The 21,023-nt window shown below is 41.2% G+C and carries 19 protein-coding genes; 2 read left to right on the top strand and 17 right to left on the bottom strand.

Translation table 11 applies throughout. The annotated features are described in order from the left end of the window. Positions 1 to 49: 49 nt before the first annotated feature. The 8 genes from WKT11_RS09075 to WKT11_RS09040 all read right to left on the bottom strand — a co-directional run bounded on the left by WKT11_RS09075 (position 50) and on the right by WKT11_RS09040 (position 8,556). A complete protein-coding gene (locus WKT11_RS09075) occupies positions 50 to 1,324 on the bottom strand; it encodes an ABC transporter ATP-binding protein (RefSeq protein WP_117676164.1) in 1,275 nt (424 codons plus the stop codon). 120 nt (positions 1,325 to 1,444) lie between these two features. Continuing rightward, complete coding sequence (locus tag WKT11_RS09070; protein ID WP_117676166.1) at positions 1,445 to 2,260, bottom strand: ABC transporter permease; 816 nt, start codon at positions 2,258 to 2,260, stop codon at positions 1,445 to 1,447. Between the two features lie 12 nt (positions 2,261 to 2,272). Beyond that, positions 2,273 to 2,827 carry a dTDP-4-dehydrorhamnose 3,5-epimerase gene (gene rfbC, locus WKT11_RS09065; protein ID WP_117676167.1) on the bottom strand — a complete coding sequence of 185 codons (555 nt, stop codon included), beginning with the start codon at positions 2,825 to 2,827 and terminating at the stop codon, positions 2,273 to 2,275. 20 nt (positions 2,828 to 2,847) lie between these two features. Further along, a complete protein-coding gene (locus tag WKT11_RS09060; protein ID WP_340283890.1) occupies positions 2,848 to 4,212 on the bottom strand; it encodes a D-alanyl-D-alanine carboxypeptidase family protein in 1,365 nt (454 codons plus the stop codon). Positions 4,213 to 4,236: 24 nt separating this feature from the next. Then, complete coding sequence (gene rffA, locus WKT11_RS09055; RefSeq protein ID WP_117676170.1) at positions 4,237 to 5,367, bottom strand: dTDP-4-amino-4,6-dideoxygalactose transaminase; 1,131 nt, start codon at positions 5,365 to 5,367, stop codon at positions 4,237 to 4,239. After that, positions 5,364 to 6,659, bottom strand: coding sequence for an ATP-binding protein (locus WKT11_RS09050; protein WP_181977693.1), 1,296 nt, complete (start codon positions 6,657 to 6,659; stop codon positions 5,364 to 5,366). Before WKT11_RS09050 ends, rffA begins: the two co-directional genes overlap by 4 nt. Further along, positions 6,656 to 7,621, bottom strand: coding sequence for a hypothetical protein (locus WKT11_RS09045; protein ID WP_117676172.1), 966 nt, complete (start codon positions 7,619 to 7,621; stop codon positions 6,656 to 6,658). Before WKT11_RS09045 ends, WKT11_RS09050 begins: the two co-directional genes overlap by 4 nt. Beyond that, positions 7,621 to 8,556: a glycosyltransferase family 2 protein gene (locus tag WKT11_RS09040; RefSeq protein ID WP_117676173.1), complete on the bottom strand. Its 936-nt coding sequence runs from the start codon at positions 8,554 to 8,556 to the stop codon at positions 7,621 to 7,623. Before WKT11_RS09040 ends, WKT11_RS09045 begins: the two co-directional genes overlap by 1 nt. A 282-nt stretch (positions 8,557 to 8,838) precedes the next feature. On the opposite strand from WKT11_RS09040, the gene WKT11_RS09035 reads away from it, so the two are divergent. After that, positions 8,839 to 9,189 (top strand): EamA-like transporter family protein, encoded by a 351-nt coding sequence (locus WKT11_RS09035; RefSeq protein WP_117676175.1) that lies wholly within the window; start codon positions 8,839 to 8,841, stop codon positions 9,187 to 9,189. Beyond that, on the top strand, positions 9,182 to 9,520 hold the full coding sequence (locus tag WKT11_RS09030; RefSeq protein WP_117676176.1) for an EamA family transporter: 339 nt from the start codon (positions 9,182 to 9,184) through the stop codon (positions 9,518 to 9,520). The genes WKT11_RS09035 and WKT11_RS09030 overlap by 8 nt, the downstream gene beginning before the upstream one ends. A gap of 206 nt (positions 9,521 to 9,726) precedes the next feature. Here the strand turns inward: WKT11_RS09030 and WKT11_RS09025 are convergent, their stop codons facing one another. The 9 genes from WKT11_RS09025 to WKT11_RS08985 form a co-directional block, all read right to left on the bottom strand. Further along, positions 9,727 to 12,315, bottom strand: a complete 2,589-nt coding sequence (locus WKT11_RS09025) for a L,D-transpeptidase family protein (protein WP_242986776.1) — start codon at positions 12,313 to 12,315, stop codon at positions 9,727 to 9,729. Positions 12,316 to 12,403: 88 nt separating this feature from the next. After that, entirely contained in the window at positions 12,404 to 12,667 is a 264-nt protein-coding gene (locus tag WKT11_RS09020) for an HPr family phosphocarrier protein (RefSeq protein ID WP_117676177.1), read from the bottom strand. A 45-nt stretch (positions 12,668 to 12,712) separates the two neighbouring features. Continuing rightward, on the bottom strand, positions 12,713 to 14,026 hold the full coding sequence (locus WKT11_RS09015) for a CdaR family protein (RefSeq protein ID WP_117676178.1): 1,314 nt from the start codon (positions 14,024 to 14,026) through the stop codon (positions 12,713 to 12,715). Then, positions 14,001 to 14,891 carry a diadenylate cyclase CdaA gene (gene cdaA / locus WKT11_RS09010; RefSeq protein WP_117676179.1) on the bottom strand — a complete coding sequence of 297 codons (891 nt, stop codon included), beginning with the start codon at positions 14,889 to 14,891 and terminating at the stop codon, positions 14,001 to 14,003. Before cdaA ends, WKT11_RS09015 begins: the two co-directional genes overlap by 26 nt. 110 nt (positions 14,892 to 15,001) lie before the next feature. Continuing rightward, complete coding sequence (locus tag WKT11_RS09005) at positions 15,002 to 16,099, bottom strand: hypothetical protein (protein ID WP_117676180.1); 1,098 nt, start codon at positions 16,097 to 16,099, stop codon at positions 15,002 to 15,004. Further along, positions 16,096 to 16,530: a hypothetical protein gene (locus WKT11_RS09000; RefSeq protein WP_117676181.1), complete on the bottom strand. Its 435-nt coding sequence runs from the start codon at positions 16,528 to 16,530 to the stop codon at positions 16,096 to 16,098. Before WKT11_RS09000 ends, WKT11_RS09005 begins: the two co-directional genes overlap by 4 nt. 205 nt (positions 16,531 to 16,735) lie before the next feature. Continuing rightward, on the bottom strand, positions 16,736 to 17,431 hold the full coding sequence (locus WKT11_RS08995; RefSeq protein WP_242986777.1) for a ComF family protein: 696 nt from the start codon (positions 17,429 to 17,431) through the stop codon (positions 16,736 to 16,738). A gap of 78 nt (positions 17,432 to 17,509) precedes the next feature. Beyond that, positions 17,510 to 19,777 carry an SF1B family DNA helicase RecD2 gene (gene recD2, locus WKT11_RS08990; RefSeq protein WP_117676182.1) on the bottom strand — a complete coding sequence of 756 codons (2,268 nt, stop codon included), beginning with the start codon at positions 19,775 to 19,777 and terminating at the stop codon, positions 17,510 to 17,512. 132 nt (positions 19,778 to 19,909) lie between these two features. Next, a complete protein-coding gene (locus tag WKT11_RS08985; protein WP_117676183.1) occupies positions 19,910 to 20,899 on the bottom strand; it encodes a rod shape-determining protein in 990 nt (329 codons plus the stop codon). Between the last annotated feature and the right edge of the window lie 124 nt (positions 20,900 to 21,023).

Here is a 21,023-nt window from a genome sequence, read left to right as displayed (position 1 = left end):
TTCAAACACGCTTTCCTATATCCTGTCACCGGCATCAAAAAGTTACAGGCTATTCCCCACACTGAACTTCCACTTTAGAATCCATGTCATAAAAACCAACTGTATTCTTGCTGGAGATCACCGTAATATTACATGCATCATAAAGTCTGTGGAACACTGTGAAGTCTCCATTCTTATATCCGGTGCAGCCAAATGACAAAAGATATTCGCCACCCTGAAGGTTCATCGTCTGGGTAAATGTTACCGTACATGTATCACCCTTACCGGAACGCTCAACTTTAGCATTCTCATACATGGTATTCGTGCCTGTGATTTCTGTACCCTGGATGTTTTTGAATGTATATGCCATGATCGGTTCCTGAATATCCTCATTGAACCGGACTTTCATGCGGATTTTGAATTCGCTGCCTTTCTCTATCGTATTGGAGCACATTCCCTTGTCATCAATCACTCTGAAATCTGTGATCTCTGCGATACGGCTTCCATATTCCAGCATATTCGGATTCATCTGGAAATCTCCCAACTCCTCGCTGTTCTCCGCCGGAATCTGTTCCTCACTTGCGGATTCATTCTGCTTTACAGGGTTCTGACCTACGAGAAGCTGTTTATAAAGATCGACCATCTGCTTCGGTGAACCTTCATCCAGTTTCACGCCTTTGTTCAAAAGCACAACTCTGTCACAATATTTTGAAACACTGCTGAGGTCATGACTTACAAAGAGGATCGTCTTGCCCTGTTTCTTAAATTCTTCAAATTTATGATAACACTTTGCCTGGAAAAATACATCACCTACTGATAATGCCTCGTCTACGACCAGAATCTCAGGATCAATATTGATTGCAACAGCAAAAGCCAGACGCACGAACATACCGCTGGAATATGTTTTGACAGGCTGATGAATAAAATCTCCAATATCTGCAAATTCCAGAATATCATCCAGTCTGGCATCTATCTCTTCTTTTGAAAAACCGATCATCGTTCCATTCAGATATACGTTCTCAAGTCCGGAATATTCCATATTAAATCCGGCACCTAACTCCAGCAGGGCAGAAATTCTTCCATCTACCTTCACCTCCCCCGAAGTAGGAGTCAGAACACCTGTGATGATCTTTAAGATCGTTGATTTACCGGAACCATTGGTTCCGATAATTCCCACGCATTCGCCCTCATAAATATCAAAATTCACATCATGAAGTGCATAATGCTCTTTATAGAGTTTCTTTCTGGTAAGCCCAAGCGCTTCTTTCAATCTGTCTGAAGGCTTATCATATAATTTATACATCTTGGTGAGATCTTTCACCTGAATTACTTTCTTGTTCTCCACATTATTTCCTTTCCGGTCAGGCGGATCATCATCCGCTTCGTTACTTACCTATAACCAAATGGGCACCTGACAGCCTTTTACAAACAAATCAGCTGACAGGTATTCCGGATTTTCAGGTCATTACAAAACATCCGCAAAATGAATGCGCAGACGTTTAAATACCCATCCTCCGAATACGAAACACAAAATCGTAAACACCCAGAAATAAATGGTCCAGCCTGCATGTTCCCAGAACCAGGTCTTCATCAGAAATGTGTCTCTGTATCCGGAAACAATATAATACATTGGATTCAGTTTCAGAATCTTCATAATAATCGGATGCCCCTGTAAAGGAGTATTCTCAACGATCCACATGATTGGTGTTAGCCAGACACCTACCTGAAGCACAATATTGATAATCTGTGTCAGATCCCTGAAAAAGATTACGATTGCGCTGGTAGCATAGGATAATCCAAGCACCAGAAGAAACACACATCCACTGTAATAAATAATCTGCAGATAATAAAGATCCGGCAACTTCCCGTAAGCTGCATACAGAATAATCGTAAACAATACAAAGAATGCATGTACAAACATCGCAGAAATAATCTTGACCACCGGGAGCACACTGATATTAAAAACTACTTTTTTTACCAGATAATTATATTCCAGCAGAGAGTTCGTTCCGCCGATCAGTGCGTCCTGGAAAAAGAACCATGGCACGATACCGGCAACCAGATAGAGAACAAACGGAACTCCCAGATCTCCGGTTCCTGAACGAAAGCCTACAGAGAATACAAACCAATATACAAGAATCGTGATCACAGGCTGAATAAATGCCCATACGATTCCCAGATAAGAACCTGCATATCTTGTCTTAAAATCATTCTTTGCCAGCTTTGCCACAAGCCGTCTGTTTTTATAAATATCCTTTGGTAAAGAAAAAATCGTATCCAATCTCTCGTTCTCCTATTTGCGGTAATCCTTAAAGCTTCCCCATTTTGTATCTTTGTCAGAAAAGCTTAATTCCATTCCTTCCGGAATTGGCCATTCTACTCCGATATCCGGATCATTCCAGATCAGTCCGCCTTCATCGTTTGGATGATAAAAATCAGAGCATTTGTAAACAAACTCCGCATGATCAGAAAGTACAAGGAATCCATGTGCAAATCCCTTAGGAATGAAGAACTGTTTCTTGTTCTCAGCAGAAAGTACAACGCCAAACCATTTTCCATAGGTTTCGGAACCCTCACGAAGGTCTACAGCCACATCAAATACTTCTCCATTTACAACACGTACAAGTTTATCCTGTGGGTAATTGATCTGGAAGTGAAGTCCACGGAGCACGCCTTTGTGGGAACTGGACTGATTGTCCTGCACAAATTCAACATCGATTCCCGCTTCTTTAAAGTCATTGTAGTTGTAAGTTTCCATGAAATATCCTCTGGCATCTCCGAAAACTGTAGGCTCTACTACTTTTAATCCCTTGATTCCACCACATTCTGTTACTTTAATTTTTCCCATTTTGTTTTCCTCTTTTCTGTTTATCTATAATATTTTTTCTCTTTCTTCGACAATGCGATCAGAAGAATAATCAGCAGCAGGATCATCGCAGCACCTATTCCCAGCAGTATTTTTCGCAGCTGCGGTATCCCTGCAGAACTTTTTGAATTCTGAGAACTCTCCTGAACTTCTTCATCTGTACTTTCGGACGTATCCGTTCCCACTGACTGTCCAGCATCAGACGAATCCGCTGTTCCATTCTCCGAAACAGTATCTGCCGCCGGCTCTGGTGTCGGTGTTGCCTCAGGAACCGTTACACTTCCTACCATATAATCTCCATAATAATAATTATCTATGATTTCTCCATCTGACGGTTCCTCTCTAACAGTCAGGTTATCCACAGTCACGCCATTCGGGACAAGTACTTCTCCACCATTTACCTGAAGCTTTGTGAAATTCTGGTATCCATAATTAAACATCGCTGTGGAATCTGTGCTGGCGATTGCAAGATCTGCCGCCTTCATGGTGACCGCAATATAAGTAGTTCCATTCTTCTCAACGGCCGTTACAAGAGTATTGCCCGCCTCGCTGGTATATCCTGTTTTGCCGCCAATGCATCCGTCATAATAATAGCTGCTCTCCGGCGCAAGCATCGGGTGATGTGTATGCAGCACCCTTGACTCACTGTTCATGTTTGTCGGTTTGATCGTATAATCTGTAATGCCAATGATCTTGCGGAATTTCTTATTCTTAAGACCTTCCCGCATAATCAGTGCCATATCGTGTGCTGTAGAATAATGATTTGGATCCGGAAGACCGCTTGCATTTGCAAAATGTGTATTCGTGCATCCAATCTCTGCCGCACGCTGATTCATCATATCAATAAAATTCTGTTCCGTACCGCCTACATGTTCCGCGATCTGAGCTGCAACCTCATTTGCCGATCGGATAATAAGTGCGCAAAGGCATGCTTTCATGCTCATTACTTCCCCAACCTGCATTCCGATATTTCCTGAATCCCAGCTGATGTCGCGTGTTCCGGTTTCGGTGAAGACCACATCTTCTTTCATTGAGCAATTCTCCACAGCAAGCAGCAGCGTCATAATCTTCGTGATACTTGCAGGATAACGAATCTCATCTCCGCCTTTGCTATACAGAAGGACTCCGCTGTCCGCATCCATCAGCACGCCTGTCTCTGATGTAATCTCCGGACCTGTCGGCCAGCCGGAAATTTCATTTGTTGAAATAGTTGCCGGAGCTGTTGCCGCATCAGCACTCTGTACGCCTGTTTCAGATGTTGTATCCGTCTGCGTCGTTACCTCCGCAGCACTACAGATCTGTACAGATGTCATTGCGATCACACCTGCGAGAATTGCAGCCTTACATAAATGTTTCCATTTTTTCATAATATATCCTCTTGTTGAATAAAATCAAAACTCATCGAATGAAGCAATCGTATCTGTGATATATTTCACATCTTCCATATCCAGATTATAAAACATCGGCAGTCTCAGCAGACGTTCGCTCTCTTTTGTAGTATAAACATCTTCCCCTGAAAATCTGCCAAATTTCTGTCCGGCAGGAGCAGAATGAAGCGGTACATAATGGAATACGCTGCAGATTCCTTTTTCCCTCAGATACTTGATCAGACGTGTTCTTACCTGGATATCGCGAACTTTAATATAGTACATATGTGCATTATGGCTACATTGTTCCGGCACATATGGCTGTTCAATCTTGCCCTCAGCTGCAAGATGCGCCAGGTTTTTATTATAATAATTGTAGATTTCCATTCTTTTATTGAAAATCTTTTCACGCTCCTCCAACTGTGCGTACAGATATGCTGCATTCAGTTCACTTGGAAGGTAAGAAGATCCATAGTCCATCCACCGGTATTTATCTACCTGTCCCCGGAAAAATTTACTTCTGTCAGTGCCTTTTTCCCTCAAAATTTCTGCTTTTTCCTGATATTCATCATTATTAAAGAGGATTGCTCCGCCCTCTCCCATAGTATAATTCTTTGTCTCATGGAAGCTGTAACAGCCAAAATCTCCAATCGTACCAAGCGCTTTGCCTTTATAAAAGGCGTCCACTCCCTGGGCCGCATCTTCAACAACTTTAAGATTATATTTCTTTGCAATTGCCATGATCGCATCCATCTCACAGGCAACTCCGGCGTAATGAACCGGCACGAGCACCTTGGTTTTCTCCGTGACTGCTGCCTCGATCAGTTTCTCATCAATATTCATTGTATCCGGTCTGATATCAACAAATACAATCTTCGCTCCCTTTAATACAAATGCATCCGCCGTTGACACAAATGTATAAGACGGCATGATCACCTCATCTCCCGGTTTGATGTCACAAAGGTGTGCTGCCATTTCCAGTGCATGTGTACATGATGTCGTTAACATGACATGCTTTATATTAAAATGCTCCATCATCCACTGAGAGCATCTTTTCGTATATTCTCCGTCTCCGCAGAGCATTCCTCTCTGCACTGCATCACGGATGTAGTCAATTTCCCTGCCGGTAAAAGCAGGTCTGTTAAAATCAATCATCTGTTTTCTTTTTCCTTCTCATATTCAGGTATCTTATTTCTGTAGGCTACTTCTTGCCCTTTTGAATCCCGGATACTCATTTCATTGAAAAATTTCCTGGTTTCTTTCTCCAGCTGTCCCCGGGTATCTGCTTCTATATAATATAACGCAAGATACGGATTTGGTCCGTATTCTATCACGTTTTCTCCCTCTTTATAAAAGATCCATGGTTTTACAACGCATCTCTCCTGTGCCAGCTGATATGCTGCTTTCTGATCGGCAATCTGAAGCTGTCTTCCCTGAAAATACAGCACAGCCCCATACTTCGAAGGAGAGCAAATATCATGCTGTGCAAACATTGTCTGTATCTTATCTTTCTCATAAAGATAATTCAGCAGAAGTTCTTCTATCGAAAATCCATATACCATATCTGTCAGCTCATGCTCATAGCCAAAGAAACGCCCCGCAATCTCGCAGACCTGAATTCCTTTATCCGGTTTCCAGAAAAACTGCATAGACAATGCTCCCTCCATCTGTCCTGTATGCCGGATATATTTTTGCAGAACATCTGTGGCATTCTTTTCAACCTCTGACAAAAACCTGGATGGATAAACATTCCGGGTGCTGATTGGAAGCATTCCCTCTTCCACTTCCGTTTTCTCACGGTCTGCAATGCTGATTACATTTACTTCTCCATCCATGACCCATGTCATCATATTAAATTCAAATCCATCATTGTATTCTTCGATCAGAATCTCCTGACAGTTTGTATATTCTGCTGTCTGCAATGCTTTGGTAACAATTTCATCCTGGTCGTGAATGATAAATATTCCCCTTGAGCCATATTTATCCAGTGGTTTACTGATAAGTGGATATTGCAGACCTGAAACAGATTTCTGTATCTCCTCCTCAGAGCCTTGTTTCAGTAAATCTACAGGCACTTTGCGAAATCCCGGTGTCGGCAGCCCAAGCTTATCCAGCACTTCTCTGCACGCAGATTTATCTCTGTACCATGGAAGCTGTTCAGGTTTCAGATAACAAGGCAGCCCGGCCTTTGCCGCGATCTTTACCATACATTCTAAAAGCAAATCTGAAAATGATGTAATGATCCCATCTATCTTTTCTTCTCTGCACATCTGAGCAATAGAGTCAATGTCCGTCACAGGGATCGTATAATCCTTATCTGCATATTTCCTCGCGATACCATCCGGATAGCCGTCACATACAACAACCTCATAGCCTCTTTTTTTCGCTTTCTGAACCAGTTCTGTAAACTCTCCGAGCGTACCCAGAATCAGTACTTTATGTTTCATTCCAATTCCTCACATTCTCTGACAACAGCCGCCATATATTTCATATCCTCTGCATCATAGCGCTGGTCGCATGGCAATGGCAGAATATTGGCCGCCCAGGTATATTCCAGACTGTTTTTCTCACAGTTCTCAATAATATTTTTCCAGTAAGTAGGTACAAATATCTTCTTTGCTGCAAGGCGCCTGCGAAGTTCAGGACCATTCGTATGAAAATATGGATAGGCAAAAGGTCCTTCCGGTATGATTTCATTGAATATATTCTCTGATGGAAGCAATTCTCTCAGAATCTGATAATTCTGCTCTCTTCTTTCTTTCGCACTGTCATAATCCACCGCTTTTAGCAGATTTTGTGTAAGTCTGGACATCTGCCTGATTTCCATTCCATCATACTTCGCTGCATTCGCAAGCATATCTTTATAATATGTTCCCGCATCCTGCTCATAGCGTCCCAGAATATGTTTCATACGCTCTGCAGAATAATCCGGTATGTTGTTCTCCGTCAGCTGTGCTTCTGTTGACAGATAAGCCCCGTCACTGACACCCCAGAATTTCCTGCATGAATAAAGCGTATCAATTCCTTCTAACGGTTTCTGGAAAAATGCATGGGTGTGATCCACAATAATATTTTCATAAATTCTTTTATATTCCAGAATCTTAGAATCTGTCAGCTGTCCATAATAGTTTACCAGATACAGATACTCCCCGTTTGTAAGCTGCTTCTTGGGATAGATAACCTCCAGTTTCTCATTCAGATGATAAAATTCTGTCTGTATCTGATTCTCCTGGCAGGTATGCACTACAGATTCACACAGAAAATAAGGAAGAATAACTTTCTTGCATCTGCGGCTCTGTAACAGCCATAACAAAGCCGTTCTTCCGAGGTTCACCCTATATAAATCAGAATAGTATTCCTTACCCGGCATTTCTTCCAGTTGAAAATATCCACCGATTTCCTTCGCCATTATTCGTCTGTATCCTCCTGACGTATTACATAATGCGGCATTTTCTTCGCTTCGTTAAGAATATTCATCAAGTAAATTCCCATAATTCCGATTGATAACAGGATTAGGCCAAAAAATGCCAGCATAACCAGCATTAATGAAGTCCATCCCTGTACAGACACTCCCATGGTAAAATACCTTACCAGATAATAAATCGCCATTATTACACTTGCCAGAAAGCTGACAATTCCAATATTTCTAACCAACAGAAGTGGAAATGCGGTATGTGCAGTGATGTCATAAATCAAATCCTTTACCAGTCTCTTAAAAGAATAGCCGCTCTTGCCATAAGCTCTGTCTGCATGCTGAACCGGAACATTGATAATACGGTTCGAGCTTAAGATCAAAAGATTTCCAATCTGCGGAAGGTATGTATTTGTCTTGATCATCGCATCCACAAGAAATCTGCGGATCAGTCGATAGCTGGTGATCTGAAGATCGGGATCTTTCCCAAGCATTTTGGATGTTGCCCATACCGAGAACTTTGTTCCAAGCTTGCGGATCGGACCATGTTTTCTGCCCTCATAGCTTGCGATGATAACGTCCACATCCGGTCTCTCCTGCATGGTTCTTACCATCTTTGGCAGTTCCTCCGGCTGATGCTGAAGGTCATCATCCATAGTTACTACAAATTCTCCCCTTACATGTGCAAATCCGCATAAAAGTGCAGGATGCTGTCCAAAGTTTCGTGCCATCTGTATAATACGGACTCTGTGGTCTTTCTCCCTTAATTCTTTCATTATCTCATAGGATCTGTCCTTAGATCCGTCATCCACAAGAATCAGCTCAAAATCTTCTTTCAGAGTTTCCCGAAATACTTTCTCCAAACGAGTATATAGTTCTCCCAGTGTATGTTCAGAATTATATACAGGAACAACCACTGAATATAAGCTCATATTCATTTCCTCTTTCTTTTTCTCATCTTTTTGCAATCATTTTTATCATATCATTTTCACCATGCCTTTTCAAGTTTCATCCGGTACAAAACCTTGACTTCCCGGTGTTTTTATGTAAAATAGACTACATATGCAAATTAACCGGTGATTTATTGGTTTTATTGCTTATTTATAGTATGGTCATATGTATTTACAAATATATTTTGTATATAAGAACACTGATATTAATCGAATCAGAGAAATTCCTTTCTTCAAATTTTATAATTTTATCATGGAGGTATCATGTCAAAGGTAAAAGATTACATACAGCTACATTTAAATATTCTGTTGTTTTCACTGACAAGTGTTTTTTCCAAATTTGCTTCTATTCAATATAACAGGCATGGTCTGAGCAGTCCTCTGCTTTATCTTTTTTTATTTCTGATGGTTGCCAACTGTGGAATCTATGCGATCACCTGGCAGCAGGTAATCAAGAAATTTTCCCTGTCCACCGCCTATGCAAATAAGAGCGTATATCTTTTATGGTCACAGATCTGGGCAGTTGTGGTCTTTCACGAAAATCTTTCTATCCAGAATATTATTGGTATCCTGGTAGTTTTATTCGGAGTATGGACGGTGCAAAGATATGAATAGAACATTTATTTTAATTATGCTGGGAGGAACTTTTTTCTCCGCAGTCTCTCAGATACTTCTAAAACAAAGCGCAAATATCAAATATGAAAACCGAATCCGGGAATATCTCAATTTCCGGGTAATTCTCTCCTATGCCATATTTATGCTGATTCTTCTGCTGAATACCTGGTGCTATACAAAAGTAGATATGCGCTATGGTCCTGTTATCGATACAGCGGCATATGTGTTTGTTCTTCTTCTCTCTCATTTCATTCTGAAGGAAAAGATTACAAAAGGAAAGATCATCGGAAATCTGATCATCATTGCCGGAATTCTAATCTATACGCTTTAAATTGTTTGTAACTGTTCAGTACCTTCACAGTTACGGGATAGCAGACTGCTGAATAGTTACAATTGTTTAACAAATATTGTCAGATAAATAGCCCCTTGCTTATTGCTTTTTGCAATTGAAGCAAGGGGCTTATTTAATAACTATCGTAACTGTTCAGTATCTCGCAGGAAGCAGGCTGCCGAATAGTTACTATTTATATTCTTTTATTATACTGCCGGATCTGTAGGGTCGAAGTTAGCTGCTCCTCTTAATGGTGTCAGTGCCTTCTTTCCAAGCGGTCCCTTTAGTGCATCATCTGCTTTATAGGCTCCATCAAAAATATAAATCCTTGATCCATTACAATTATCATATACCCACTTTGCATCAGCAACACACGTTCTGATACATCCATGAGATGCCGGTGAACCAAGTTTATTATATTCGCCTGCCGGAAGATTATAAGAGTTTGCCTGTCCACACGCTACGGAATGAACAAAGATTCCACCCTGTCCAGCTCCATCTACATGTGTTCCATACTGTCCCCATGATGGTCCCATTAACGGCTGCCATCTGGCACTTCTGCTCAAAGTATAGGGACCCGTAGGAGTTGGTGTACTCGCTAATCCTACAGATACACGAATCGTTTTCACCGGAATTGTTCTTGCTGAGTCAGCAAAAACTGTCATAACTCCATTTACTCTGTCTACCTGTACTGTATACGGACCGCTATATCTGCTGGTAAGATCTGTAATACGATATCCATTCTTATCAAAGTAATACAGGATACCATTCACTCTCATGCTCTTATTTGTTGCAAATCCGTTTCCGGTTGGATCTATGTATCTGACAAGGTTCTTTGTATTACTTACAACTACCCAGCCTGTCGTGTATTTACCATTTGCGTCCAGATAACCATTTACTCCGTTCTTTTTCATAAACTGGTTCGTCTGAACAACATAGTCTTTCAAATAGTAATAATTTCCACTATATTTCTCCCATCCACTTCTATACAGACTTCCTGTAGAAGATGCAATATACCATTTCTTTTTATAGCGCACCATTGCGCTCTTATATAATTTACCTTTATGCTCTGTAGAAGAAGATACTTCAAACAGATATTTCTTTCCATTAACTTCTGTTAAACCACTGGCAAGTTTTCCTGATGATCTGAAATAATATCCTGTGGAAGTCCATTTGTCTGTGTAATGATTTCCATTCGCATCAAAATACAGCCATCCAACATATTTGCCACTGGCAGTAACCAGTTTCTGCCATCCGTGTTTCTCAACTACGCGTCCCGGTGTACTTCCGAAATAATAGTAATGATTTCCTACTTTTGCCCATCTCCTGGTCCATGTAGCTCTCTTTCCGGTTGACCCAAAATAGTATCTGTAGTTCCCGTATTTTACAAGTTTATCTTTATAGATCACACCATTCTTATCTGTACAATAATAGGAACCATTTGATGCTTTCTTCATAGTTGCTTTAAGGACATATCCATTTGCATCCAGCAAATATGTACCTGTTCCCTTTTCAGGAATAACTGTGGCAACTATACCTCTTTTATAATACTTACCAATATCTGCAGGATTTCCGCCCTTTTTGAAATACAGCCAACGCTCTCCATTCGTGGTGTCTGAACGAAGCCATCCATTATGGAACATCTCTCCCGGAATTGTACTTGCCGGATCAAAGTAATATAAATTTGTTTCACCATTAGCTGTAATGGTAATCTCACCTGTCTTTGGCTTACCATTTGCATCAAGGCAATAATATTTTCCATTAATCTCAAAATATCCGGTATATGTACCTGCAGCCTTTGCTTTCTCCTCAAGATAGCTTACTGTCACCAGCTTGCCATTCTCATCATAATACTGGAACTGTATTCCTGTCCATTTCCAAATGTTCTTCTCCTGCTGACCTACTGTAGATGTGTACGGAGTCACAGATTCTCCTTCACAGCCTGCGTAAACGACAGCTTCCTCTGCTGTTGTAAAATAAGACTGTGTGATCTCTTCCTTAATAATATCAGGTTCATCCTTATCTTCACCCTGAGCTGCTGTACCTGTAACATCCTGATGTACTTCAGCCTGTCCGGTTACAAGGATTCCATTCTCATCAAACAGATAATATCCTGTGTGAGTTTCTCCTTTATACTCAGTGCTGACCTTTACAATTCCATCAGCAGCGCTATAAAACTCATCAGCTGTCACATCCGTTGTATCTGCTGTGGAAGCCGGTTCAGTATCAGAAACATTAACAGCATCTGTGTTATCTGGTGTTTCAGTTCCATCAGCATCCATTTCTGCAGTATCCTGAGATAACTCCTCTGTTTCTCCCTGTACAACTTCTGCGGACTGTCCGCAGTCTGTATAAGATGCAGAAGCATCTTCTGATGCTGTGCTTGAAACTGTAGTCTGGGTTTTTGCAGGTTTTCGAAGTTTAAATCCGTTTTCTGTATTTACCCAGTCTTCTGCCTTTACAACAACAGCATCTGAACTGTCTGTTGTATCTGTTGTTACTGATGGTGTCTCCTCCGGCTGTGATGTCACATCACTTCCTGCTGAGAATACATCTTCTGTCTGATCCTGAGATGGCACATCTGTCGTCTCGTCTCCGGCTGAAAAAATATCTTCTTCTGAGGAAGCCTCCGGATCAGACTGCGCATCTACAGGCTCTGTGTCTGTTTCTGTCTCTGCCTGCACTGCAACAACGGAATTGCCATCAGGTGAAGTAAATGTAGCGGCACCCGCTTCACTGACAGTTGCCATCGTCATTACAAGACTTAATGTAACTGCAACTAATCTTCTTTTCACAATAATGTCCTCCTTTTTTATTCATGCTACTTTATGATGTTAGGACAAAAATATTTTGTTCCCGACAAGACATTGAACTGACAAATTATCACTCACCAAGTCCGCTGTCAATAGCTGCCACAAGATTCTCAAGAGCTTCCTGCTCGTCGATTCCCTCACAGGTAAGTTCTATTTCATCTCCGCATTTCACACATGCCCCAAGTACACTCAGTACACTCTTGGCATTTGCCATGCCTCCTTCATACACAAATGTTATCTGCGACTGATATTTCATTGCCTCATTGCACAAAATCCCCGCAGGTCTCAGATGAAGACCTGTGGGATTCTTAACTGTCACTTTCTTATTAACCATTGCATTGTTCCTCTTACTGCTGTCTGTCAGGCAAGCAGTGTTTTCCTACTCTTTACTGTCGTCAACTGCTGTTCCTGAGGAGATCACTACTTCTGTAGTCACATCCTCAACTGTCTCATATCCATCTGGCAGAACGACTTTAACAGGGACTTCATAATTTCCCTCTTTCTTACCATCCAGATCTATAGAGAGCTTTATATCTTTCTTCGCATCCAGATCATCCATATTCTTCGTATCTGACTTGATTCGAAGCTCTATCTGTGCTGTCTCAAATGTCACCTGAAGATCATCCGGTTTATTCTTAACCTCTATATTCTTGGTAGGAATATCAAACTCTTTACTTCCGACAGGCAGGATATTTACCGTTACCCATACATCCTCACTGGAGTCACTGGTAAGCTTCACATTATCCGGAAGAAGATTGTTAAGACTGATCTTCTTCTCCACATCTTTCGATTCTCCTGAAATGTCAATGCTGTCTGCTGGTATTGTAATTACGTTATTATTCTCAGCAAGGCTCTCCAGTCCTTCTGTACTGCCAGCAACACTGATAGTATCCGGTACTGTTTTAACAGAACCTACCTCATATCCATCTGCAGGTGTTCCTACATAGCTTGCTGAAATCCCTACTCCCTGACGGATTTTCCATAATCTTGCAGTCACTACAACTTTTGCATTATTTTCAATTCTCAGTGAATTCATTTCAGAATCAGAAAGTGCTTCCTGATTTTTATCAATGATCGTAAGATTTACATCCTGTGTAAAATCCTGTGTATTTCCATCCAGTTCAATCGTAGCATTTACTTTATCTATTTTATTCACCAGAGTCTTAGGACCTGTAATCCTTACTTTTTCCGGATTAGCTGTCAAGCTTCCCACTTCGTAATCCTTGCCGGGTTTTGTGTCGCCTCTACTGACATTGACCACAAATTCCTGTGTCTCTTTCTCATCAAGATTTACACTCAGATTCTGTGGGGTAACCTTGATATCATTTGAAGATACTCCCGGAACTGAACAGGTAACTGTAATAGGCACCATGACAGGATTCGTATCCAGGCTTACGGCCTGCTGTAAATCTGCCACTGCTGAGATATCTGTCACCTTGATCTTGTCCCTGATTTTCTTACTCGCCGTAATAGCAATCTTAATCGAATCCTGATTCTGCTCCGGCATACACATCTTTCCGATCGTATCGGAAGATTCCACATATTCTTTGTTGATCAGTTCCACATCATTGATCGTGTAATAATTAGTACCTATCGGATTGTCTATATTTACAACGATCAGCCATAGCACAACAGCTACTGCAACAGACATGATTTTCAGAGGTATATTATCTGTTATTTTTCTCTTCTTCATGCTTCACTCTTCCTTTCAGTAAATGACGAAGTTTGCTGTTGTCTACAATCTGTTTGTTCTGTGCTTTCACAAGAATCTCTCTGAGTCTGGCACTGTTCACTCCCCGAATCAGTCTTCCTCCCTGAGCTACAGATACCTGTCCTGTCTCTTCTGATACAATGATCGTAACAGAATCGGTCTGCTCACTGATTCCAACACCGGCTCTGTGTCTTGTTCCCAGCTGTTTACTCAGCTCCATATTGTCAGACAATGGAAGATAGCACGTTGCTGCTACGATTCTGTTTTCTCTTACAATAACAGCTCCATCGTGAAGGGGTGTATTATGTTCAAATATATTAATGAGAAGCTGACTTGTAAGAATCGCATCCAGATTAATACCAGTTCTGATATAATCGGTCAACAGCTCGTTCTGTTCAATTACGATCAGCGCCCCGGTCTTGACTTCTCCCATATCAAAACATGCCTTTACCAGTTCACTGATTGTTTTATCTGTAAATCGTTCCTTCACTTCTTTACCCGCATCAAACGGTATCAATGAAGCCATGATTCGCTTCTGCCCAAGCTGCTCCAGAACTTTTCTAAGCTCCGGCTGAAAAATAACGATCACGCCAACGATCAGCGTACTCGCCAGATTTGAAAAAATCCAGAGGATCGTATTCATTTTAAAAATATACGCTATCAAAATAAAAAGGAGAACAACCAGTATACCCTTTAACAGTGTATACGCATGGGTATATTTGATCCACACCATAAACTGATATACAAAAAATGCGATCAGTGCAATCTGTATAATATCAATGATCCCGATCTTCGGAAATGCCAGCCTTGATAAGATTTCTATCAGATTTCCTGAAATATTCTGCATACAGTTCTCCTTTCCTTATCATTCTGTGCCAGAGTGATAATTGCCGCTCTTCACTCCATTCTCAGTAACTTAAATTTATAAATTTTAGTAACTGTAAAGCTGCTGAACAGTTACAAATTTTTTAATGACTCTTCCAGTTTCTTTTCAAAGTCAACACTGTCAATATCTTTTTTGTGCTCTACAGGTGCCGCATCTTCTGATGTCTGCACTACTTTCTCCTCACCATGAAAAATAGGATTGGCATAAGACACGATATTATCCTGTGACTGTTTCTCACTTTTTGCAGAATCACCGTTAATTTTCTTTATGCTTCTCTCAGAGGTTGTAACTGTCGCCTTCGGAACAGCTTTCACATAATAGTAGTACTCGTCATCTTCATATTCCAGTCTCTCTGTGCGGGTATAGTCACCGCCAAACACAAAGAATTCCAGCACCAGTCCGACTACTACAGAAATCACAGTATAAATAATCAGTGTGATCACATCAATGCTCACTTCAAAATAAAATCCGCCGGCAAGAACTACCAGAACATATACAACACCTCCCGCAACAATAGCAACTCTCCATGCATAATCAAAAGAGCGGGTACGGATAAGGTTCACCAGTAAAACCACAGCAACAAAAGCAACAACTGTGATCCACATTCCCCAGTTCTGTACAATTCCATCTGCCAGGAGTTTTAATTTGTCAGCCATGACAATATCTGCATTCTCCAGAATCTTATGCTGCACACGTATAAAACGGATAAAATAATATATGATAACACCACAGCCTGCCGGAAGCGCGGAAAATGCACTGCACAGAAGCCCGCTTCCGATAGGAAGGAGTGCAGGAATACCTATGCCAAAAGAAAGCGGGGTAAATACAAGTACCAAATTATTGCCTGCGCTGAATCTCAGGAACAAAATTGTCATAAACAAAATCAGAACCAGCATAAATCCGGCCACTTCTATTCCAACAGCATAACTATGCGCGATCATTAATAAAAATCCGGCAAAAATCATCACTCCGGAAGGTAATATCGAACAGATCAGCGCAAGGATCAGTACAATAAATATATTATTAAGCTGTGTCATATATCCCATGTTCATATTGATCCATGTAAAATAAACAAATGCCAGAACAAAACGCAAAACAGGCAGGATATAAATCTCATACTGACTGTACAAATTCTTTATTTTCTGTTTTAATTCAAGTAATGCTGTCATTTCTTATATCCTCCTGAAACTCCTCGGGCTGAGGATTTTTTCTCTTCGCGGCTGTATATTTTATTTAACTGAGTGAGTTCTTCATAATAATTCTTCACACTCTTCTTTGCCTTGTGGTACTTCACAGTATACTGGATGTATGTCAGAACTGAAAAAAATATCAGTACTACTACATAACCCAGAATTGCCTCCACGCCCACTGAGACAAGGTTCATCTTATGGATATTATCTATCAGATATTCCCCAAAATATGCTGCAATACCGGCCAGAACCAGACAATATCCAATCGTAACCAGAAAAAAGTTCTTAATCATGGCAAGTCCGATATAATCACTTCTATAGTACTTGCTGACCGGAAGATACTTTTTTCCCTCACCCTGTTCATACATAGCAAGTTTGTTCATGATCTTTATCTTCTCTTCATTTAACATAAATTACTCCTTACTGTACGCTTTCCCTTTTATTACATATCCTGATACCTGATGATCACTGTTATTGTATCTATCCGCATTTCACGCTGATCCGTATTGGTATCATTATATAATCATACAGATTAATTGTAACATATCTCATTATGTATGAAAAGCATTTTTTCGGTTAGCAGCCGCTCCATACCAGTAACTTTTGTTACTATTCTCACGCACGTCCTATACAGACTGTAAGAAAATAAATATTTTTTGCGCCTCTTTTCCGAAGACATCCTGCCATGGCATCTATAGTACTTCCTGTCGTGTATACATCATCTATCACCAGAATATCTTTCCCTCTGATATTCTTTGTTACGAGAAAAGCTTTCTCCAGATTTTTTCTTCTCTGCATAGCATTCAGTTTCTTCTGCGATTTTGTTTTTACAACTTTCTGTACCAGATCCGTATCCACTGGAATCCCTGTATAGCAGCTAAGTCTCTCTGCCAGATATGCAGCCTGATTAAATCCTCTTAAGCGTTCTTTTGACTTATGTATGGGAACCGGCACGATTAGATCCGGCTTCCACTGATTCAGATTTTTCCAGGCATATCGATACATTGCTTTCGCATACAAATCTCCATATTCCCGGCATCCATAATATTTATATCTGGTAACAGACCTTCTCATTATGCCATCATAAACAAAAATACCTCTTCCCTGGTCAAATATATGTGTATGTTTTTGGCAGTCTTTACAGTACTCTCCCTCTTCTATGGGTTTTCCGCATTTGTAACATCTCGGATGTCCAATCGGTCGAAGCTTCTTTTCACATTCAGGACAGATCATCCTTCTCTGATCCTTCAGAATTTTCTGACAGACCGGACAGCATCTCGGGTAAAAAATATCAAGAATTTTTCTCAGCAATCACTTTACTCCTGCTTTTTACTTCTATTTTTCTTTCAATTTTTATTATTTTCTTTTTATCTGTTTTCGTTACCGTTTTTATTTCGCGAAGTCTCTTTCACCTTCATTCTCCATAGTGTCACTCAGCTCTATAATGCGCTCATCCAGCGCACTGTATCGCTTCTGCTGTTTCTCATTGCGGATCATCTCTGCAAAGGTTTCCTCATTTCCCACCACAGTTACACATTTTCTTGCTCTGGTAACAGCAGTATAAAGGAGATTTCTGTTTAACAGCATTTGCGGTCCGGAAAGCAACGGAAGAATCACTGCCGGATATTCAGTTCCCTGGGATTTATGAATTGTAATGGCATACGCAAGTTCCAGTTCTTCTAACTGTTTGAACGAATAAATTGCGAAACGTCCATCCTCAAATTCCACTTCTGCAGTCTCGGCAAATTCATTGATTTCCGTAAGAATCCCGGTATCTCCATTAAATACACCAATACCTTTCTCTATAACAATTCCATATCGCCCCCGAATTTCCCACTCCATCTGGTAATTATTTCTGATCTGCATCACTTTATCACCAGTACGGAACAGACAGTCGCCGACTGCTTTCTCAGGCTTTCCGTCTTCCGGCGGATTCAGATATCTCTGCAGAATCTGATTCAGACGTTCCACACCTAAGAGTCCCTTTCGCATAGGTGTCAGTACCTGTATCTCAAATGGTTTTGCATCTACATATCGTGGCAATTTTTCCTGAATAAGGGCAATCACTACTCTTATGATGATATCTGCATCATATCTCTTCAAAAAAAAGAAATCACGGCTTTTATTATTGATCTGTACTTGCTCCCCTTTATTTATTTTATGGGCATTCACAACAATATCACTCTCAGAAGCCTGACGGAAAATCTTCGTCAGTTCTACCACCGGAAAACGTCCGCTTCGAATAATATCTCTCAGGACATTACCCGGTCCCACACTCGGAAGCTGATTCTCATCTCCTACCAGAATCAGCCTGGTTCCGGTCGTTACTGCAAGAAGCAGCGAGTGCATCAGATGAATATCCACCATGGACATCTCATCAATAATGATCACATCCGCTTCCAGAGGATTCTGCGCGTTTCTTTCAAATTTGGCAGAATGGCCATCCCGTTCCTCCCCCGGCATTCCATTTAATTCCAGAAGACGGTGAATCGTCTGCGCTTCATATCCGGTAGTTTCTGTCATTCTCTTCGCAGCACGTCCGGTAGGTGCGGCCAGTCGAAGTTCAGCTCCCTCACCTTCAAAGAAACGAATGATTGCATTGATCGTTGTTGTTTTACCTGTACCCGGTCCTCCCGTCAAAACAAACAATCCATGACTCGCAGCCTCCGTCACTGCCTTCTTCTGCATCTCATCCAGGACAGTTCCTGTTTCTTTTTCGATCATCAGGATTCTCTTCTGAACAAGCTGCTCATCCTCAGGGCACAAAACATTCAGTTCATTAAGCATACGGGCAGTATTTAATTCCAAATAATAATACTGAGACGGATAAACTATGGTTTCTCCATTCTTTTCTTTAAGCACCAGTTTCCTGTCAATAACCATGTCCATGAGATGCTTCTCCATATAGGACTCGTCAACATCCAGAAGTCTGGCACATCTTGTAAATAGCTGCTCCTTTGGAAGGTATGTATGTCCTTCCCCTGAAGCCTGTAGGAGAGTATACAACATTCCACTTCGGATTCTGTAATCTGAATCTGCATGGATTCCGATCCTTGCCGCAATCTCATCCGCAATTTTAAAACCTACTCCTGAAATATCCTCTGCAAGCCTGTATGGATTTTCCTGCAGAACCGTATAGACAGATTCTTTATATTTCTGATAGATCTTTGCGCCCAGATTCAGAGAAATACCATATTTCTGTAAAAAGATCATAGCCTTTCGCATATCTGCTTTCTCAGTTACCTGGGCTGCGATTTCCCTAGCTTTTTTTTCGCTGATTCCCTTAACTTCGGCCAGTCTTTCCGGTTCTTCTTCTACAATACGAAGTGTATCCTGGCCAAACCTGCGTACGATTCTGGCTGCCAGTGCAGCTCCGATTCCCTTAATGGCTCCCGATCCCAGATACCTCTCTATGGCATATGTATCTTCCGGCATTTTCTCTACAAAAGAACTGATCTGAAACTGTTTTCCATAGACCGGATGATGCGTGTATACTCCTGTTGCCTCAATCGTGGCTCCCTGTGTAATTGTCGGGAAACTGCCCACACAGGTCAGTTCTTCCTCTTTTTTTGTATCTTTTAATACCATAACGGTATATCCGTTATCTTCATTTCTGAAAATAACATGATCTATGTATCCTGTAACAGTCTCGCTCATGTATTCCTCCTGGTTTCTTCCGAGTCATCTGTTTCCTACCTAAAGATACTGGAATAAAAGTCTTTTAATCCCTTGGTATCTAAAAAATAACATGTAACGCAAAAAGGCACTGCATATGCAGTACCTCCTGCTTTATCCATCAAATCGTGCCATTACCTCTGCATATTTTCCGGTCCCTACCGCAACTACGCTCATTGCATCCTGTACTGTCAGAGTGCTCACTCCTGTTCTCTGTTCAATCAGAGAATCCATACCATGAAGAAGTGCTCCACCACCGGTAAGTACAATTCCTCTGTCCACAATATCAGCAGCCAGTTCCGGCGGAGTCTTCTCCAGAACACCATGGACGGTCTCAACGATCTGTCCTGTGGCATCCTTCAACGCCATACGTATCTCTTCAGAAGTAAGTGTCACCGTCTTTGGCAGACCTGTGATCACATTTCGTCCTTTTACTTCCATGGTTCTCGGATTCGATTCCTCAATAGCAGTTCCGATCTGAATCTTAATCTTCTCTGCCATATCTTCTCCGATAAAAAGGCCATGATTCTTTCTCACATAATTTAAGATAGCCTGATTAAAAGTATCTCCGGCAACCTTTACGGAGGCAGAAACTACAACTCCCGCCAGAGAAATAACCGCAATATCTGATGTTCCTGCTCCAATATCCACAATCAGATTGCCAAATGGCTTCGTCACATCAACTCCGGCTCCGATTGCCGCTGCAATAGGCTCCTCCACCATGTAAACATCCCTGGCTCCGGCCTGATAAGTTGCCTCCTCTACAGCCTTTCTCTCAATCTCTGTAATTCCACTTGGAACACAGATCGTGATCCTTGGCTTACGAAAGGCTCTTCTGCCTATCGCCCTGGATATAAAATATTTCAGCATTTTCTCTGTAACTGTATAATCAACGATCACACCCTGCCTGATTGGACGGATAATCTCCATATCTGAAGTAATACGTCCCTCCATCATACGGGCTTCTTCACCGATTGCTCTTATTTTTTCTGTATTTTTATCATAAACTACGATCGAAGGTTCGTTTAATACAAGTCCTTTTCCCGTAGAATAGGCCAGACTGTTTCTGGTTCCCAGGTCAATTCCAATATCACTTGCCGGCATGGAAATCCCCTTTCTTAATTTTTATCTATGGTTGATTTTAATATTCTCAATCTGCTTCCGCTACTTGCTCATAACCGAATAACTGCTCCGCAGTTTATTCGATTAAATCGCTTCTATTATATAC

The organism is Blautia sp. HCN-1074 (assembly GCF_037890165.1).
Taxonomy (GTDB): domain Bacteria; phylum Bacillota; class Clostridia; order Lachnospirales; family Lachnospiraceae; genus Blautia_A.
Note: the sequence above shows the minus strand (reverse complement) of the source record. Positions and strands in the feature narration are given on the sequence as shown.

Bases quoted from the DNA above. Each gene is read 5' to 3' on its own strand.
- rfbC (WP_117676167.1), bottom strand. From the start codon at position 2,827: ATGGGAAAAATTAAAGTAACAGAATGTGGTGGAATCAAGGGATTAAAA.
- WKT11_RS09060 (WP_340283890.1), bottom strand. From the start codon at position 4,212: ATGAAAAAATGGAAACATTTATGTAAGGCTGCAATTCTCGCAGGTGTG.
- rffA (WP_117676170.1), bottom strand. From the start codon at position 5,367: ATGATTGATTTTAACAGACCTGCTTTTACCGGCAGGGAAATTGACTAC.
- WKT11_RS09050 (WP_181977693.1), bottom strand. From the start codon at position 6,659: ATGAAACATAAAGTACTGATTCTGGGTACGCTCGGAGAGTTTACAGAA.
- WKT11_RS09045 (WP_117676172.1), bottom strand. From the start codon at position 7,621: ATGGCGAAGGAAATCGGTGGATATTTTCAACTGGAAGAAATGCCGGGT.
- WKT11_RS09040 (WP_117676173.1), bottom strand. From the start codon at position 8,556: ATGAGCTTATATTCAGTGGTTGTTCCTGTATATAATTCTGAACATACA.
- WKT11_RS09035 (WP_117676175.1), top strand. From the start codon at position 8,839: ATGTCAAAGGTAAAAGATTACATACAGCTACATTTAAATATTCTGTTG.
- WKT11_RS09030 (WP_117676176.1), top strand. From the start codon at position 9,182: ATGAATAGAACATTTATTTTAATTATGCTGGGAGGAACTTTTTTCTCC.
- WKT11_RS09020 (WP_117676177.1), bottom strand. From the start codon at position 12,667: ATGGTTAATAAGAAAGTGACAGTTAAGAATCCCACAGGTCTTCATCTG.
- WKT11_RS09015 (WP_117676178.1), bottom strand. From the start codon at position 14,026: ATGAAGAAGAGAAAAATAACAGATAATATACCTCTGAAAATCATGTCT.
- cdaA (WP_117676179.1), bottom strand. From the start codon at position 14,891: ATGCAGAATATTTCAGGAAATCTGATAGAAATCTTATCAAGGCTGGCA.
- WKT11_RS09005 (WP_117676180.1), bottom strand. From the start codon at position 16,099: ATGACAGCATTACTTGAATTAAAACAGAAAATAAAGAATTTGTACAGT.
- WKT11_RS09000 (WP_117676181.1), bottom strand. From the start codon at position 16,530: ATGTTAAATGAAGAGAAGATAAAGATCATGAACAAACTTGCTATGTAT.
- recD2 (WP_117676182.1), bottom strand. From the start codon at position 19,777: ATGAGCGAGACTGTTACAGGATACATAGATCATGTTATTTTCAGAAAT.
- WKT11_RS08985 (WP_117676183.1), bottom strand. From the start codon at position 20,899: ATGCCGGCAAGTGATATTGGAATTGACCTGGGAACCAGAAACAGTCTG.